Source organism: Streptomyces synnematoformans (assembly GCF_039531005.1).
Classification (GTDB): Bacteria; Actinomycetota; Actinomycetes; order Streptomycetales; family Streptomycetaceae; genus Streptomyces; species Streptomyces synnematoformans.
The window spans coordinates 1-17,287 of the sequence record NZ_BAAAPF010000144.1; the positions used below are offsets into that span (position 1 = coordinate 1).

The following is a 17,287-nucleotide window of genomic DNA, read 5'->3' on the forward strand; positions in this document are numbered from 1 at the left end:
CCCCCCGACTTTGGCGGCCGCCCCCCCCGCCCACCCCGCCCGCTGCCGGCTGCTGGAGGCACCCCCCCCCGCCCTCGACAGCGCCGCGGGGCCGGCCCACGCGGGGCGCGCGGCGGCGGCCGAGGCGGTCGACCTGGCCCGCGGCCTCGGCGGCCCCGCGCTGCTCGCCCAGGTGCTCGCCACCCAGAGCCGGGTCATGGACTGGGAGTGCGACCCCGCGCCGCGCGAGAAGGTCCTCGCCGAGCTGGCGCAGCTCGCGGCGGACCACGACATGGCCGCCTACGCGTGGCTGGCCGAGTACCTGGCCGCCGGGACCGCCGCCGTCCGCGGCGACGTCGCCTCGATCCGCCGGCACGTGGCCCGCGGGCTGGAGATCGCCGAGACCCACCGGCTCAGCGAGCCCGCCGCGGTCGGGCAGGTGCAGCTGGCCGCGCTGCGCATGTCCGAGGGCCGGCTCGACGCGGCCGAGCACGCCTACGCCCGGGCCGTCGCCCGGCTGCGCGCCATCGGCTCGCCGCACGCGGCGGCCATGTGGACGATGTCGCACTTCGCGCTGTGCTGGCTCCGCGGCCGGCCCGCGGCGGCGCTGCCGGAGCTGGAGGCGGCGGCGCGGGACTACGGGGCGCTCGCCGGCGACGCCCTCGCGCTGGGTCTGGTCGACGCCGGCCGCCGCGCCGAGGCCCGTGCCGTACGCGCCGGACGGCCGCCGGTCAGGCAGGACTTCTTCTACTCGCTCTTCCTGTCCGCCCGCGCGCTGGCCGTGGTCGCGCTGGAGGAGCGGGACGAGGCGCCGGGCCTGCTGGACGAACTGCTGCCGCTGCGCGACGTGGTCGCGGGGGCGGCGAGCATGTGCCTGGCCATGCGGCCCGTCGCGCAGACCCTCGGCGACCTCGCCCGGCTGCTGGGCCGTACGGAGGAGGCCGCCGCCCACTACGCGCACGCCGCCGTCGTCGCGCGCCGCTGGCAGGCGCCGCACTGGCTGGCGGACGCGCAGCGGGCCCGGGCCGCGCTCGCGCCGCGGCGCTGAGCCGCGAGCGGCGCCGCCCGCGCGGCCGATCGCACGGACGTTCCAAGAGTCCTCCAAGTCGCCTGCAAGAACCCCTCGGCAGCGTGGGCGCGGAACGACTGGATCTGCGCAAGGACCGATCATGACCCGACTGCTCGGCCGTCTCGGCGGCGCCTGCGCGGCGCACCCCTGGCGGACGATAGCCGCCTGGCTCGTCGCCATCGCCGCGTTCTTCTCCCTGGCGGGGGCGTTCGGCGGCACCCAGCACGACAACTACCGGGTGGAGGGCACCCCCTCCCAGGCGGGCACCGACTTCCTCAGCGACGCCTTCCCGGAGATGTCCGGCACCAGCGCGCGCGTCGTCGTGCACGGCGACTCCGGCGACGACCTGCCGGCGGGCGTGCTGGCCGACGTGCGCAAGCGGCTCGCGGGCCTGGAGGGCGCGTCGCTGGTGGACGAGCCGGTCTTCTCCCGCGACGGGGACACGGCGCTGTTCACCGTCAACTACCGCGTCCCCGTGACCGACTTCCACGGCACCGAGGGCACCGACGCGCTGCGCGAGGCCGCCGCCCCCGCCGAGGACGCCGGCCTGGACGTCGAGCTGGGCGGGCAGGTGCCGGAGAACGTCACCAAGCCCGCCATCACCGCCGAGCTGATCGGCGTCGGCGCCGCCCTGGTCATCCTGCTGTTCGCGCTGCGCTCGTTCACCGCCGCCGGGCTGCCCCTGGTGGTCGCCGTCGCCGGCCTCGGCGTGGGGTTCGCCGGCGTCGCGCTGCTCTCCGCCGCCACCGACGTCAGCACCATCGCGCCCACCGTCGCGTCCATGGTCGCCCTCGGCGTCGGCATCGACTACGCGCTGCTGCTCGTCGGCCGGCAGGCGGAGGGGCTGCGCCGCGGCCTCGCGCCGCGCGCCGCGGCGGCGGAGGCGACGGCCACCGCGGGCGTCTCCGTCCTCATCGCCGGCGCCACCGTCCTGCTGTCGCTCTTCGGGCTCCGGCTCAGCACGGTGGCGGTGTTCGCGTCCTTCGGCTACGCCACCTTCTGCACCGTCGTCGCCGTCATGACCGCCGCGCTGACGCTGGTGCCGGCGCTGTGCGGGCTGGCCGGACACCGGGTGCTGCCCCGGGCCGAACGCCTCGGCCTCGTACGCCCCGAAGGGGCCGCGCGGAGCCGGCGGACCGGGCAGACCGGCGCCCCCGCGCCGCCGCGCGCCACCCTCACCGAGCGCTGGGCCCGCGCCGTCACCAAGCGCCCCCTGGCCGCCGGCCTCGCCGCCCTCGTCGTGCTGCTCGCGCTCGCCGCACCGGTCCTCGGGATGCGCACCTGGCCGCAGGACGCCGGCAGCCAGCCGGAGTCGAACACCACGCGGCGCGCGTACGACCTGGTCGCCGCCGAGTACGGCGAGGGCGCCAACGGCCCGCTGCAGATCGCCGTGGACCTCACGAAGACGCCCGCGGACTCGCTGCCCGCGCTCCGCGACGACCTGGCCGCCGCCGACGGCGTCGCCGCCGTGTCACCGCCGCGGCTCAACGAGTCCGGCGACGCCGCCGTCATCGCCGTCACCCCCACCACCGGACCGCAGGACGAGCGCACGCAGGACCTGCTGGACCGGCTGCGCGCCGACGTGCTGCCCGAAGGCGCCGAGGCCACCGGGGTGGTCGCCGTCTTCGCGGACATCTCCGACCGGCTCGCCGTCCGGCTGTGGGTGGTCGTCCCGTTCGTCGTCGGACTGTCGCTGCTGCTGCTCACCGTGCTGTTCCGGGCCCCGGTCGTGGCGCTGAAGGCGGCGGTGATGAACCTGCTGTCGGTGGCCGCGGCGTACGGCGTGATGACCGTGGTGTTCCAGACCGACACCGGCGCCCGGCTGCTGGGCCTGCCCCACGACGTGCCGGTGTCCAGCTGGGTGCCGATCCTGATGTTCACCATCCTGTTCGGCCTCTCCATGGACTACGAGGTCTTCCTGCTCTCCCGGATCCGGGAGGACTGGCTGGCCACCGGCGACCCGTACGGCAGCGTCGTGCGCGGCCTCGCGGCGACCGGGCGCGTCATCACCAGCGCGGCGGCCATCATGATCGCGGTGTTCACCGGCTTCGCGATCGACCCGGACGTGACGGTGAAGATGATCGGGGTCGGCATGGCGGTGGCGGTGCTGACCGACGCCACGATCGTCCGGATGGTGCTGGTGCCGGCCACGATGACGCTCCTCGGGCGGGCCAACTGGTGGCTGCCCCGCTGGGCGGACCGGCTGCTGCCGGAGCTGCACCTGGAACCGCCCGCCCCCGCGGACCCCGGGAAGCCGGCCGCCGCGGAGACCGGCGACGGCAGGGGCCGGATCCCCGTCGGCGGCGGGAGCTGAGCCGGGGGGTTGAGACGGGGGCGGGGAGGTGAGGAGGAGCGGGGCCCCGTGGCCCCCGCTCCTCCCGTCCCCGTACGGCGGTTGCGCCGCCCCGTCAGAGCAGCCCCGCCGTGGCGAGGTGCTTCTCGACCCGCCGCACCTCCTCGGCGTCCAGCGGGATCTGCGGCAGCATCGTCGCCGGGCAGTCGATGACCCCGCGCAGGTGCAGGGCCGCCTTGAAGGCGCCGAGGGCGGACGAGCTCATGCCCATCCGCGCCGGGTCGCCGGACCGCACCATGCCGAACAGCGCGAGCAGCCGCTCCTGTTCGGTCCGCGCCGTCTCCCAGTCGCCCTCCCGGGCGCTGCGGTACAGCCGCACGTAGCCGTGCGGGTCGACGTTGCCGAGGCCGGGTACGACGCCGTGGGCGCCCATCGCCAGCGCGCTGTCCACCATCGTCTCTGACCCCGTCAGGGCGGAGAACCCCGCCGCCTTGCCCCGTACACCGACGATGACGCGGCGCAGCCCCGTCTCGTCGCCGCTGGAGTCCTTCAGCCCGGCCAGCACCCCGTCCGCCGCGAGGGTGAGCACCAGATCGTGGCCCAGCTTGGTGTGCACCGCCACCGGCAGGTCGTAGGCGTAGACCGGCGCCCCCGTGCGCGCGGCGACCTCGCGGTAGTGCCGGTCGATCTCCGCCGGGTGGGTGCGGGTGTAGAACGGCGCGGTGACCACGAGCGCGTCCGCGCCGGAGTCGAGCGCGCCGCGGGCGTGGTCGAGCACGCGCGGGGTCGTCATGTCGATCGCGCCGGCGAGCACCGGCAGCTGGCCCCCGACGTGCCGTACGACCGTGTCCACCACGGCCCTGCGCTGCTCGTCCCGGAGATAGGCGGCCTCGGCGGAGGAGCCGAGGACGAAGAGTCCGTCGACGCCCCCGGCCACGAGAAAGTCCACCAGCCTGATCAGCGAGGCGGTGTCCACCTCGGCATCCGGCGTCAGGGGGGTGCAGACGGGCGGTACGACGCCGGTCAGGTGGGTGGGACGGGTCATGCGCTCTCCTTCGCTTGGATCACGAGATCGCGGGTGCTCTCCGCGGCGGCCACCGGATGGTGGCAGCGGAACCGGTGGGCGTGCGCCGCCTGCGTGACCGGCGGCATGGCCGCGGCGCACTCCGCCGTGGCCTTCCAGCACCGGGTACGGAACGGGCAGCCGCTCGGCGGCCGGGTCGCCGACGGCACGGGGCCGACGAGGGGGATCGGGTCGATGGGGTCGAGGAGCCCCGGCGTCGCCGAGAACAGCGCCCGCGTGTACGGGTGCCGGGCCGCGTCCGTGTCGCGCTCCGCCGGAGAGCCGCCCCCGGAGCCCAGCGCCGCCGCGGGCGCCTCCTCGACGATCCGGCCCAGGTACATGGTGATGACCCGGTCGCTCATCCGCCGCACCGTCTGGATGTCGTGCGAGACGAACACCAGCGCCAGGTTCAGCCGCTCCTTCAGCTCCAGCAGCAGGTTGAGGATCTGCGCGCGCACGGAGACGTCGAGCGCGGACGTCGGCTCGTCGGCCACCACCAGATCCGGCTCCAGCGCCAGCGCGCGGGCGATGGCCACCCGCTGCCGCTGGCCGCCGGACAACTGCCCCGGCAGCGCGTCGGCGAGCACCGGCGGCAGGCCGACGAGCGCCATCAGCTCCCGCACCCGCTCGTTGCGCTGCGCGGACGTGCCGCGGCTGTGCACGTCGAGCGGATCGCGGAGGATCTGCCGGACCGGCAGCCGGCGGTTCAGCGCGGTCGACGGGTCCTGGAAGATCATGCCCACGCCGGTGCCGAGGGCGGTGCGCCGCTCGCCGGCGTCCATCTCCCAGATGTCGCGGCCCCGGAACTCCACCGTGCCGGCCGTCGGCCGCTCCACGCCCACCAGCACCTTCGCCAGCGTCGACTTGCCGCAGCCGGACTCGCCGACCACGCCGACCGTCTCGCCCGCCGCGATCGCCAGATCCGCGCCGGTCAGCGCGTACACCCGGTCCCGGGAGAACAGCCCGCCGGTGCGCGCCCGGTGCACCACGTGCGCGTCCCGCACGGTGACCAGCCCCGGCGCGGCACCGCCGCCCTCGACCAGGCCGTCGCCCTCGACCAGGGGCGCACCCCTGGCCAGGTCGCCGATCGGTCCGCCGCCGTCCTTCGCGCTCATCGCAGCGCCTCCTTCTCCGCCTTGCCCGCGGGGGTGCCCGCCGGTTCGACCGCCGGGTGGTGGCACGCCACCTCGTGTCCGCGTTCCTCGCCGACCAGCTCCGGAGCCGTGTCCAGACAGGTGCCGCTCGCCATCGGACAGCGGTCGGCGAACCGGCAGCCGGCCGGGAAGTCGGCCGGCGAGGGCACGACGCCGCGGATCTGCGTCAGCCGCTCCTGGCCCGTCTCCAGCGACAGCACCGAGCCCAGCAGCCCGCGGGTGTAGTGGTGGGCCGGCGCCTCGACCAGGTCGGCGGTGACGCCGGTCTCGACGATCTGCCCGCCGTACATCACCACCACCCGGTCGGTGACGTCGGAGATCAGCGCCAGGTCGTGGCTGACCAGGATCAGCGCGAAGCCCAGCTCCTCGCGCAGCCGCAGCAGCAGCTCGATGACCTGCGCCTGCACCGTGACGTCGAGCGCGGTGGTCGGCTCGTCGGCGACGATCAGCTTCGGGTTGCGCGACAGCGCCATGGCGATGAGCACCCGCTGCCGCTGCCCGCCGGACAGCTCGTGCGGGTAGCTGCGCAGCGTGCGGTCCGGATCCAGGCCCACCAGCTCCAGCAGCTCGGTCGCGGTGCGCGTGCCGCCGCGCCGGATCAGCTGCCCCAGCTGGGCGCGGATGGTCATCGCCGGGTTGAGCGAGCTGAGCGCGTCCTGGTAGATCATCGCCATCTCGTGGCCGAGCAGCTTGCGGCGTACGCGCATCGGCGTGCCGTTCAGCTCCCGGCCGTCGAAGACGACGCTGCCGCGCACGCGCGCGCCCGCCGGCTCCAGGCCCATCACCGTCAGCGCCGTCAGCGACTTGCCGCAGCCCGACTCGCCGACGAGGCCGAGGACCTCGCCGGGCCGGACGTCGAAGCTGATGCCGTCGACGATGTCGACGCCCGCGTGCCGCTTGTCGAAGCCGATGGCCAGGTCCCGCACCGCCAGCACCGGCTCGCCGCCGGGCAGCGGCCGGGCCCGTTCGCGCAGCCGCCGGGCGGCCTCGGCGAGCCCGGGCAGCTCCAGCACCCTGCCGGTGCCGGGCGCGGCGGCCTCGATCCGGTCCTCGGCGCCGGCCTCCTCGGCCGACGGGCCCTCGGCCCGCCGGGCGGCGGGTGCCGCCCAGGCGTCCGAGATGCCCTCGGAGAGGATGTTCAGCGCCAGCACGGTCAGCAGCATCAGCAGGCCCGGGAAGACCGTGGCCCACCAGCCGCCGAGCAGCACCATGTTCTTGCCGTCGGCGATGACGCTGCCCCAGGACGGGTCCGGCGGCCGGACACCCGCGCCGATGAAGGACAGCGACGCCTCGAAGACGATCGCCTCGGCGACCTGCACCGTGCAGAACACCAGGATCGGCGCGGCGCAGTTGATGGCGACGTGCTTGACGATGATGTGCGGGGTACGGGCCCCGATGACCCGTTCCGCGGTCACGTAGTCCTCGCCGTACTGGTCGAGCACGTTGGCCCGGACCACCCGGGCGATCGGCGGCGTGTAGAGGAACGCGATGGCGCACACCAGCACGGGGATGCTGCCGCCGAACACGGCGACGAGCACCGCGGCCAGCGCGATCCCCGGGAACGCCATGACGACGTCCAGGCTGCGCATCACCAACTCGTCCACCGCCTTGCGGGAGGTGGCGGCGACGGCGCCGAGGACCGCCCCGGCGACCAGCCCGAGCAGGGTCGCGCCCAGGCCGATGACCAGCGACCAGCGGGCCCCGTACATCAGCCGGCTGAGGATGTCGCGGCCGAGGCTGTCCTGCCCCATCCAGTGGTCGCCGGACGGGTGTCCGGTGCCGTCGGTCTGGGCCTGCTGGTCGAGCGGGTCGTGCGGCGCGATCAGCGGCGCGAACACCGCGACCGCCACGACGAGCACGATCAGCCCCAGCGAGATCCGGGACGTCCAGGGCAGCCGCTTCAGCCCGCGGAGCCGCAGGCCGGGCCGGGACAGCCGCTCCGCGAGCTGCTTGCGGCCGCCGAGGGTGGCGAGCATCAGGCGGCACTCCTCAGTCGGGGGTTGACCAGCAGATAGAGGATGTCGATGACGAGGTTGACGACCACGAACGCGACGGCGACGGTCAGCACCACGCCCTGCACGACCGCGGGGTCGCCGTTCTTCACCGCGTTGATCATCAGCGTGCCCATGCCGGGCAGCGAGAAGATCGTCTCGATCACGACCGCGCCGCCGAGCAGGTAGCCCACCCGCAGTCCGAGGACGGTCAGCGGGTTGACCAGCGCGTTGCGCAGCACGTTGCGGCCGACCACGACGACCGGCGGCAGCCCGCTGCCGATCGCCGTGCGCACGTAGTCCTTGTCCAGCTCCTCCACCACCGCCGTGCGGACGATGCGGATGAGCTGCGCGGCGACGTGCAGCGACAGCGCGACGGCCGGCAGCGTCATGGTCTTGAGCCAGCCGGTGAACGAGTCGCCCGGATTCACGTACCCCCCGGAGGGGAACCACCCCAGGTCCACCGCCAGGTACTGGATCAGCAGCAGCGCCACCCAGAAGGCGGGGGCGGCGACGCCGACCAGCGACACGACGCGGATCAGCTGGTCCGGGGCGCGGTCGCGGTAGATCGCGGCCGTGACCCCGAAGACCACCGACAGCACGATGGCGATGGCGAGCCCCATGAAGGTGAGCTGCAGGGTCAGCGGCAGCGCGGTGGTCACCTGGTCGAGGACCGGCCGGCCGTTGAGCACGCTGAGACCCATGTCGCCGCGCAGCAGGTCGCCGACGAACGCGGCATAGCGGACGGGCAGCGGGTCGTTGAGCCCGTGCTCCTCGCGGTAGTCGTCGAGCTGCTGCTCGGTGGGGTTGGCACCCTGGAAGTGCGCCACCGCCGGGTCGACGTCCGAGAAGCGCATGACGAGGAAGACGAACAGCACGATGCCGAGCATCAGTGGGACGAGCAGGGCGATGCGCCGTAGCAGCATCCTGGCGATCTGGGCCACGTACGTGAGCTCCTAGCCTGTCGATTCAGCCCTGGACGGGCTTGGCCTTGAGCAGGTTGATGCCGGGGTACGCCTGCGGCTGGATCCCGGTCAGGGCGTCGGGGTCCCAGGCGGTGATCAGCTCGTTGTGGACCACGGGGTAGATGACCGCGTTCTCCGCGATGACGTCGAGGTACTCCTGCGTCATCTGCTTCTTCTTCTCCTGGTCCGGCTCGCGCGTGGCCGCGTCCATGAGCCGGAACAGCTCCTTGGCCTCCGGGGCCTGGGACCAGCGGGAGTACTGCATCCAGACGTTGTCCGCCGTGTAGTTGTAACGGAGGATCAGGTCGGGGTCGATGCCGAGCTGGTTGGGGTTCGAGGCGGACGCGACGACCTGGTAGTCCGCCTTCTGGTCCAGCTTCGTGAACAGCGCCGAGGTCTCCTGCGGTTCGAGGGTGGTCTCGACGCCGACGGCGTCCCAGGACTCCTTGATGGTCGGGATGCAGTCCGCGATCCAGCTGACGGTCGACGCCATGAGCGTGACCTTCAGCCCGCTGACCCCGGCGTCCTCCAGCAGCGCCCTGGCCTTGTCGGGGGAGTAGTCGTAGACGGTCCTGGCCTTGCGGTACGTGGGGTTGCCCTCGTCGAGGAAGGAGCTGGCGGCCTTGCCGTAGCCGCGCAGGGCGGCCTCGATCATCTTGTCGGTGTCGATGGCGTAGTGCAGGGCCTGGCGCACGCGTACGTCGTCGAAGGGCGCCTGCTCGGTGTTGAAGAGCAGGAACAGGTGGTTCATGCCGGCGCCGCCCTCGACGGTGAGGCCGTCCTGCTCCAGCTGCTTGACGTTGGCGTAGGGGATGTTGTCGGAGATCTGCGCGCCGGCGCTCTCGCCGGAGATCTTCGCGACCCGGGGGGCGGCGTCCACGATGGACAGCCAGTTCATCTTCTTGAAGTTCGCCTTGCGCGGGCCGTTGTAGTCCGCGTACGCCTCGAAGGAGGTGTTCGACAGCGGCTGGTTCGCCGTCATCTTGTACGGGCCGGACCCCACGGTGACCTCGGGCACGCCGGTGTCGAGGTCCCGCCAGGCGCCGGACCTGCTCAGGATGTGCTTGGGCAGGATCTTCGCGAGGGTGAGCCGGGACAGCCCGTCCGGGAAGGGGAAGTTGAGCACCAGGTCGACGGTGTTCTCCCCGGTCTTCCTGGCCTCCTTCAGCCAGGCGGCGAAGAACCCGCGGGCGAGGGTCTGGGTCTCGGGGTCGAGTATCCGGTCGAAGGTGAACACCACGTCGTCGGCGGTGACCGGCTTGCCGTCGTGCCACGTCGCGCCGTCGCGCAGGGTGAACGACCAGGTGGCCGCGCCGGGGTCGGCGGGCGCAGCGGTCGCCAGCGCGGGGTAGGGCTCGCGGGTGAGGGGGTCGGTGTCGAGCAGGCCCTCGAAGATGTGGTGGTTGCTGGCCACCGAGAACGCCGACGCGGTCAGCGTGGGGTCCCAGCTCTGGTCGTTGCCGTACCCGATGACGGCGGTGACGGAGCCGGCGCTGTCGCCCCCGCCGGTGTCGGAGGTCGATTCCGGACCTCCGGAGCAGGCGGCCAGCGCCGGCGCCATGACGCCGAAGGCGCCCAGCGCCCCGCCGTACTGCAGCACTCGCCGGCGGTCGACGCCCGGCTCTGGTGAAACGTCGCTCACGGTGCCTCCAGGAGGGAAAACAGGGGATGGCGCCGCGCCCGTCCCTGTCCCTGGGATAGGCGAGGTCGTGGGAGGTCCTACGTTCTACCTCTTGGCGGTGAACATAGAAGTCCGCCGGGAGGCGGGTCAAGAGGTCGGCGGCAAGCGTTATCCGGTGTCAACCCAGCTGGAGCCGGGCATCCACGACGATCTCGCCCAGCTCCGCGCGCCCTTCGGGCGCATCCGGCAGCGGGGTGCGCCCCTGCGCCTCGTCCAGCGCGCCGCGCAGCGCCGCCACGTCCGCGGCCAGCCGCTCGACGCCCGGAGCGCCGGCCACGTCGCCCCACAGCCCGGTGAGCGTCGGCAGGTGCGCGCCGCGCAGGTCCACGTCGGAGTCGCGGGAGGGGAAGCCGTACAGGTGGGCGCCCGAGACCGTGGCGAACACCAGCGGGTGCGCGGGCGAGGCGAGGGCCGGGGCGAGGTCGGGGAGGCCCGCCGCGGCGAGGGCGGCGGGGTCGGGTGCCGTGCTCACGCGGCCGCCAGCCCGCGGCGGCGGACGGAGACGAGCCAGGACTCCACGCCCGGCCCGTCGGGGGACTCCGGCAGCGGGCTCGCCGCCAGGGCCCCGTCGAGGCGCCGGGACAGCTCCGCCGTCCACGCCGTGATCTCGTCCCAGGTCGCCTCGCCGCGTCCGACCGCGAGCAGCCGCCCGCGGTACGGGCCGGCGTCGACGTGCAGCTCCCCCGTCCGCAGCAGGGCCTCCCCGCTCAGCAGCAGCCGCAGCAGGTGCACCACGTGCTTCCAGCGCACCTCGCCCGTGCGCTCCCGGCGGGCCCGGGCCCGGGTCAGCTGGCGGTGGGCGTACCGGCCGAACGTGCGGTGGACGTGGCGGGACAGGAACGACGGGCGCAGGTCGCACAGCTCCGCGCCGAGCGGCGTGCAGCGCTCGACCAGCGGGGAGTGCAGCACCTCCAGCAGGTTCGGGTTGCCGTCGAGGGCGAGCGCGCAGCAGCGCTCCACCTCCCAGCTGAACTGCTCGGGCCGCGGCCCCTCCCAGTGCGTCGGCGGCTTCTCCAGCCGCCAGAACCACTCGGTCGGCGCGACGTACACCCCGCGGCGGTCGGTGTCGGACGCCGCCGTGGCCAGGCCGAAGGCGCGCGAACCCGCCACCACCGCCAGGATGGTGTGCTCCTCGACCAGCAGCTCGCCGCGCTCCATCCGGCCATCCTCGCCGGGCCCCGGCCCCGCCCGCGAACGGTTTCACGCCCCGGCGCGGGCGCCGGGGCGTACCGTGCCGGCGCCCGCGCGGGGGCGTTCGGGCTCAGGACACCTGCGGCAGCACCTCGGAGGCGATCAGCTCCAGGTGGTCCAGGTCAGACAGGTCGAGAATCTGCAGGTAGAAGCGCTGTGCACCGACGGCTCCGTAGCGGCCGATCTTCTCGACGACCTCCGCCGGGGTGCCGGCCAGGCCGTTCTCCTTCAGCTCGGGCACCTCCCGGCCGATGGCCTCCGCCCGCCGGGCCACCTCCGCGTCGTCCTTGCCGACGCAGGCGATGAGCGCGTTGGAGTACACCAGGTCCGACGGCGCCCGGCCGGCGGCCTCGGCCGCCTCGCGGACCCGGGCGAACTGCCGCTCGGTGTCCGCCGCCGAGCTGAACGGCACGTTGAACTCCGCCGCGTAGCGGGCGGCCAGCGCCGGGGTCCGCTTCGCGCCCATGCCGCCGATCAGCACCGGCAGCGGCGCCTGCACCGGCTTGGGCAGCGCGGGGGAGTCCCGCAGCTCGTAGTGCGTCCCGGAGTAGCTGAAGGTCTCGCCCGTCGGCGTCCCCCACAGCCCCGTCACGATCGCCAGCTGCTCCTCCAGGCGGGCGAACTTCTCCTTCGGGAACGGGATCCCGTACGCGGTGTGCTCGTCCTCGAACCACCCCGCGCCGATGCCCAGCTCGATCCGCCCGCCGGACATCTGGTCCACCTGCGCCACCTGGATGGCCAGCGGGCCGGGGAGCCGGAAGGTGGCGGCGGTCATCAGCGTGCCGAGCCGGATGCGGCGGGTCTCGCGGGCCAGCCCGGCCAGCGTGACCCAGGCGTCGGTGGGGCCGGGCAGGCCGCTCACGTCGCCCATCTTCAGATAGTGGTCGGAGCGGAAGAAGGCGTCGAAGCCGAGGTCCTCGGTGGCGCGGGCCACCGTGAGGAGGGTGTCGTACGAGGCGCCCTGCTGCGGTTCTGTGAAGATGCGGAGATCCATGGGGCCATTGTGCTGCAGCGGGACCCGGCGCCTTCCCGGGGCACGGCGAAGGGCACGGCGCCGCCGCTCGCCGTTCTCGTGCCCGTTCCTCAGGCGTTCCTCAGGCGTGTTCCACCAGCACCGCCGTGCCCTGCCCCACGCCGACGCACATCGTCGCCAGCCCCCGCCGCGCGCCGGTACGCGCCATCCGGTGCAGCAGCGTCGTCAGGATCCGCGCCCCCGAACAGCCCAGCGGGTGGCCGAGCGCGATGGCCCCGCCGTCCGGGTTGACCGTCTCCGGGTCCAGGCCCAGCCGGTCCACGCAGGCCAGCGACTGGGCCGCGAACGCCTCGTTCAGCTCCGCCGTCTCGACGTCGGCCACCGACCAGCCGAGCCGGTCCAGCGCCTTGCGCGTGGCCGGCACCGGGCCGACGCCCATGACGTCGGGGTGGACGCCGGCGGAGGCGCCGGCCGCGTACCGGCCGAGGGAGTCCAGGCCCAGGTCCGCCAGCGCCTCCTCGCTGACCAGCAGCAGTGCCGCCGCCCCGTCGTTCATGGGCGAGGAGTTGCCGGCGGTCACGCTGCCGCCCTCCCGGAACACCGGCTTCAGCTGCGCCAGCCGCTCCGCCGACGTGTCCTCGCGGATGCACTCGTCGGCCGTCACCGCCCCGCCGTCGCCGGGCCGTACGACGGGCAGCAGTTCGGCGTCGAAGTGCCCCGCCGCCCGGGCGGCCGCGGCCCGCCGGTGGCTGCGCAGCGCGAACTCGTCCTGCCGCGCCCGCCCCACGCCGTACCGCCCGGCCACCTCCTCCGCGGTCTCGCCCATCGCCAGCAGCCCGTGCAGCTCGCGCATCCGCGGGTTGACCAGCCGCCAGCCCAGCCGGGTGTCGGCCGTCGCCAGCACGCGCGGCAGCGCCTCGTCCGGGCGCGGCAGGACGAACGGCGCGCGGCTCATCGACTCCGAGCCGCCGGCCAGCACCACGTCCGCCTCGCCGGCGGCGATGGCGCGGGCGGCGGTCGTCACGGCCTCCAGGCCGGACGCGCAGAGCCGGTTGAGCGTGGCGCCGGGGACCGACTCGGGCAGGCCGGCGAGGAGGCCGGCCATGCGGGCGACGTTCCGGTTGTCCTCGCCGGCCTGGTTGGCGGCGCCCCAGTAGACGTCGTCGACGCGCGCGGGGTCGAGGTCCTGGACACCGTCGAGCAGCCCGCGGATCACCCCGGCGGCGAGGTCGTCGGGGCGTACGGCGGACAGCGAACCGCGCAGCTTCCCGATCGGCGTGCGGCGGGCGGCGGCGAAGTGGACGGTGCGCACGGGCGGGCCTCCCCATCGAAACTAGCGGTGCTAGTTTCGGACTATAGCCCCGCCCGGAGGCCGCGGCCAGGACGGACGGCGCCCCGGGCCGGGTGCACGACACGCCCGCTTCCCCGGTGATCGCCTACGATCGAACACGTTGGCCCGACGCCGCGAAGCCGATGCGAGGAGAGCGCGATGAGCAGTGCCAAGGTTGCCGACCAACTCGTGGAGGTCCTGCTCCAGTACGGCGTGAAGCGCATCTACGGCGTCGTCGGCGACAGCCTCAACCCGCTCGTCGACGCCATCCGCCGCAGCGACGGCGCCATCGAATGGGTGCACGTGCAGAACGAGGAGGCCGGCGCCTTCGCCGCCGCCGCCGAGGCGCAGGTCACCGGGCAGCTCGCCGCCTGCGCCGGCTCCTGCGGCCCCGGCAACACCCACCTCATCCAGGGCCTGTTCGACGCGCAGCGCAGCGGCGCCCCCGTCCTGGCCGTCGCCTCGCACATCCCCGCCACCCAGATCGGCAGCGGCTTCTTCCAGGAGACGCACCCCGAGAAGCTCTTCGACCAGGCGTCCGGCTACTGCCAGCTGATCTCCCAGCCCGAGCAGATGCCCCGCATCGCCCGGATCGCCGCCCAGCACGCCGTCGGGGCGGGCGAGGTCGCGGTGCTCGTCCTGCCCGGCGACATCGCCGACAGGCAGGCCGCGAACCCCACCGGGCACACCGTCCCCTGCGTCCGCCCCGCCGCGATCGTCCCCGACCCGCAGACCGTGCGCGAGCTGGCCGCCGCCGTCAACGCCGCCGACCGCGTCGCGCTCTTCGCCGGCGCGGGCGTACGCGACGCGCACGCACAGGTGATGCGGCTCGCCGAGACGGTCAAGGCACCCGTCGGGCACACGCTGCGCGGCAAGGAGTGGATCCAGTACGACAACCCGTACGACGTCGGCATGATCGGCCTCCTCGGCTACGGCGCCTGCTACGAGGCGCTGCACGAGGCCGACCTCGTCGTCATGCTCGGCACCGACTTCCCGTACGACGCCTTCCTGCCGCAGAGCAAGACCGTGCAGATCGACACCGACGCCACCCGCCTGGGCCGCCGCACGCCCCTGGAGGTCGCCGTGCACGGCGACGTCGCCTCCACCCTGGACGCACTGCAGCCGCTGCTGCGCGAGAAGCGGGAGCGGCGCTTTCTCGACGGGATGCTGCGCAAGCACGAGCGGGCGCTGACCAAGGTCGTCGAGGCGTACACCTCCAACGTCGACAAGCACGTGCCGATCCACCCCGAGTACGCCGCCCGGCTGCTGGACCAGCTGGCCGCGGACGACGCGGTGTTCACCGTCGACACCGGCATGAACAACGTCTGGGCCGCCCGCTACCTCACCCCCAACGGCCGCCGCCGCGTCATCGGCTCGTTCACCCACGGCTCGATGGCCAACGCCCTTCCGCACGCGATCGGCGCCGCCTGCGCCGACTGCGACCGCCAGGTCATCTCGCTCTCCGGCGACGGCGGCCTCGGCATGCTGCTCGGCGAGCTGATCACCGTCAGGCAGCAGGAACTGCCGGTCAAGACCGTCCTGTTCAACAACTCCTCGCTGGGGATGGTCAAGCTGGAGATGCTGGTCGACGGCCTGCCCGCGTACGGCACCGACCACAGCAGGGTCGACTTCTCCGCCATCGCCCGCGGCGTCGGCATCCCCGCCTGGCGGGTGGAGAAGCCCGGCGAGATCGAGGGCGCGCTGCGCGAGGCGCTGGCGGCGAAGGGCCCCGCGCTGGTCGAGCTGGTCACCGACTCCAACGCGCTGTCGATCCCGTCGCGGATCACGCTGGAGCAGGTGCGCGGCTTCGCGCTGGCGGCCGGCCGCACGGTCCTGGAGGGCGGCGTCGGGACCATGCTCGACCTCGCCCGCTCCAACCTCCGCAACATCCCCCGCCCCTGACCGCGCGGCCGGTCCGTACCGGCTACCCGCGCCCCTGGCGCCCCTCACGCCACTCGCGCACCAGGGTGTCGGCGTCCAGCGGCGCCAGCTTCAGCGGCGGTCCGACGGCGGGCGCGCGGTGCGCCGCGAGGATCTTCTCGTTGACCTCCGCGACGATCTCGCGCACCTCCTTCTCGCTCCGTGCCCCGGCCACGGCGGCGAGCGCGGCCTCGGCCTCCTTGCGGACGGCGAGCGAGGGCGGCAGCGCGGACAGCTGCTCGCGCGCCATCTTCGCCCGCACCCACCACAGCTCGTCGTACGGCTGGTCGAGGTCGGGGAGGGGCTTGCCCTTCCCGGGAAGGTCGTCGAACTCGCCGCGCTCCGACGCCTCGCGGATCTGCCGGTCGACCCACGACTCGAAGTCCACTCCCGGCGGCTTGCGTTCGGTCATGGGCGGTGCTCCCTCCGCTCGCGGCGTCCGCTGACCGGGACGTTCTGCCACGTCAACGGTAACCGGGGCGCGTCCGGCCGCGGCACGCGGGCGGGGTCGCGCCGATGGCGGCGCTCAGCTTGCGCACCCCGTGGTGATAATTCAGACAATAGCGTCGGAAGGTGTCCATCCGGCCCCGAAAGGGAGACCCCCGTGCCCCGTCTGCGTTCCGCGCGCCGTGCACCGCTGCCGTCGCGCCGTGCCCCGCGCCCCGCGCGCCCCGCGCCGCGACCGCCGCGCTCCGTGCACCTCGCCGGAGCCGCCGCGGTGGCGCTCGCCCTGTCGGTCTCCGCGGCGGCCTGTGCCGCGCCCACCCAGGGCGGCCGCGCCGCCGACCCCGACCCGCCGGCGGAGCTGGTGCTGGAGCCCGTCGCCGACGCCGGGTCTGCCCCCTTCACCGCGACCACCGCGACCCCCGACGGCGCCCATCCGTCGCCCGCCCGCACCGCCGCGCTGCCCCAGGGCACCCCGCCGGCGCAGCCGAGCAGGTACCAGTCGGTGTCGGGCGCGACGGCCGGGCTCTACGCCGGCGTACGGAACGTCCCCAGCTGCGACATCGAGAAGCAGATCGACCTCCTCGGCCGCGGCGCCGGCAAGCAGGCGGCGTTCGCGGAGACCCTCGGGGTCGGGGAGGCGGAGCTGCCGGACTACCTGCGCGGGCTGACCTCCGTGCTCCTGCGCGCCGACACCCGGCTCACCGGCCACGGCTTCGCCGACGGCGCGGCGAGCGCGTACCAGGCGGTGCTGCAGTCCGGCTCCGCGGTGCTGGTCGACGACCGGGGCGTGCCGCGGGTGCGGTGCACGAGCGGCAACCCGCTGACGGCGCCGGAGGAGCTGAGCGACGACGCCCGCTACGGCGGCACGGGCTGGCGCGGCTACCGGCCGTCGCGGACCGTCGTCGTCACGCCGGCGAAGCGGGCGCTGTCGCACCTGGTGATCGTGGACGTGACGACGAACCTCTGGTTCGAGCGGCCGGTCGGCGCGCAGGGCGGCCAGGACCGGAAGCTGCCGCAGACGCCGCCGGACCCGTTCGCGCCGCCGTCGCCGGAGCCGAGCCGCACCCCCGGCGACGGTACGCGCAGCCCGGGCGGCGAGCCCACGGAGAGCCCCGGCCGGCCGACGGACACGCCGACCGAGGAGCCGACCGGGGAGCCGACCGACGGGCCCGGCACCGGGACCGGGCGGCCGACCACCGCCCCGCCCGCGCCGGGCGGGGCCGCCGAACCC

At 74.4% G+C, this 17,287-nt stretch carries 12 protein-coding genes and 2 pseudogenes; 4 read left to right on the top strand and 10 right to left on the bottom strand.

The features are described 5' to 3' along the window. Window positions 1-1,027: pseudogene (locus ABD317_RS20685) on the top strand (BTAD domain-containing putative transcriptional regulator); the annotation flags it as partial. Between the two features lie 121 nt (window positions 1,028-1,148). Then, entirely contained in the window at window positions 1,149-3,362 is a 2,214-nt protein-coding gene (locus tag ABD317_RS20690; protein WP_344291439.1) for an MMPL family transporter, read from the top strand. A 94-nt stretch (window positions 3,363-3,456) separates the two neighbouring features. On the opposite strand, the gene ABD317_RS20695 is transcribed toward ABD317_RS20690, so the two are convergent. The 9 genes and pseudogenes from ABD317_RS20695 to ABD317_RS20735 all read right to left on the bottom strand — a co-directional run bounded on the left by ABD317_RS20695 (window position 3,457) and on the right by ABD317_RS20735 (window position 13,671). Next, window positions 3,457-4,386 (bottom strand): dihydrodipicolinate synthase family protein, encoded by a 930-nt coding sequence (locus tag ABD317_RS20695; protein WP_344291440.1) that lies wholly within the window; start codon window positions 4,384-4,386, stop codon window positions 3,457-3,459. Continuing rightward, entirely contained in the window at window positions 4,383-5,519 is a 1,137-nt protein-coding gene (locus ABD317_RS20700) for an oligopeptide/dipeptide ABC transporter ATP-binding protein (protein WP_344291441.1), read from the bottom strand. The genes ABD317_RS20695 and ABD317_RS20700 overlap by 4 nt, the downstream gene beginning before the upstream one ends. Further along, window positions 5,516-7,534 carry a dipeptide/oligopeptide/nickel ABC transporter permease/ATP-binding protein gene (locus tag ABD317_RS20705; protein WP_344291442.1) on the bottom strand — a complete coding sequence of 673 codons (2,019 nt, stop codon included), beginning with the start codon at window positions 7,532-7,534 and terminating at the stop codon, window positions 5,516-5,518. The genes ABD317_RS20700 and ABD317_RS20705 overlap by 4 nt, the downstream gene beginning before the upstream one ends. After that, a complete protein-coding gene (locus ABD317_RS20710; RefSeq protein WP_425582401.1) occupies window positions 7,534-8,475 on the bottom strand; it encodes an ABC transporter permease in 942 nt (313 codons plus the stop codon). The genes ABD317_RS20705 and ABD317_RS20710 overlap by 1 nt, the downstream gene beginning before the upstream one ends. Window positions 8,476-8,518: 43 nt before the next feature. Then, window positions 8,519-10,075 (bottom strand): ABC transporter substrate-binding protein, encoded by a 1,557-nt coding sequence (locus ABD317_RS20715; RefSeq protein ID WP_425582402.1) that lies wholly within the window; start codon window positions 10,073-10,075, stop codon window positions 8,519-8,521. Between the two features lie 400 nt (window positions 10,076-10,475). Further along, window positions 10,476-10,667: pseudogene (locus ABD317_RS37865) on the bottom strand (DNA polymerase beta superfamily protein); the annotation flags it as partial. Continuing rightward, entirely contained in the window at window positions 10,664-11,353 is a 690-nt protein-coding gene (locus ABD317_RS20725) for a nucleotidyltransferase domain-containing protein (RefSeq protein ID WP_344291446.1), read from the bottom strand. The gene ABD317_RS20725 and the pseudogene ABD317_RS37865, both read right to left, overlap by 4 nt. 103 nt (window positions 11,354-11,456) lie before the next feature. Beyond that, complete coding sequence (locus ABD317_RS20730) at window positions 11,457-12,380, bottom strand: LLM class F420-dependent oxidoreductase (RefSeq protein ID WP_344291447.1); 924 nt, start codon at window positions 12,378-12,380, stop codon at window positions 11,457-11,459. 100 nt (window positions 12,381-12,480) lie between these two features. Further along, window positions 12,481-13,671 (bottom strand): thiolase family protein, encoded by a 1,191-nt coding sequence (locus ABD317_RS20735; RefSeq protein WP_344291449.1) that lies wholly within the window; start codon window positions 13,669-13,671, stop codon window positions 12,481-12,483. Window positions 13,672-13,848: 177 nt separating this feature from the next. On the opposite strand from ABD317_RS20735, the gene ABD317_RS20740 reads away from it, so the two are divergent. Next, a complete protein-coding gene (locus ABD317_RS20740) occupies window positions 13,849-15,591 on the top strand; it encodes a pyruvate dehydrogenase (RefSeq protein WP_344291450.1) in 1,743 nt (580 codons plus the stop codon). Between the two features lie 22 nt (window positions 15,592-15,613). Here ABD317_RS20740 and ABD317_RS20745 read toward each other — a convergent pair whose 3' ends face one another. Beyond that, window positions 15,614-16,021: a DnaJ family domain-containing protein gene (locus ABD317_RS20745; protein WP_344291451.1), complete on the bottom strand. Its 408-nt coding sequence runs from the start codon at window positions 16,019-16,021 to the stop codon at window positions 15,614-15,616. Between the two features lie 282 nt (window positions 16,022-16,303). On the opposite strand from ABD317_RS20745, the gene ABD317_RS20750 reads away from it, so the two are divergent. Continuing rightward, window positions 16,304-17,287, top strand: a 984-nt coding sequence (locus ABD317_RS20750) for a DUF6777 domain-containing protein (RefSeq protein WP_344291452.1), incomplete at its 3' end; no start/stop codon positions are given.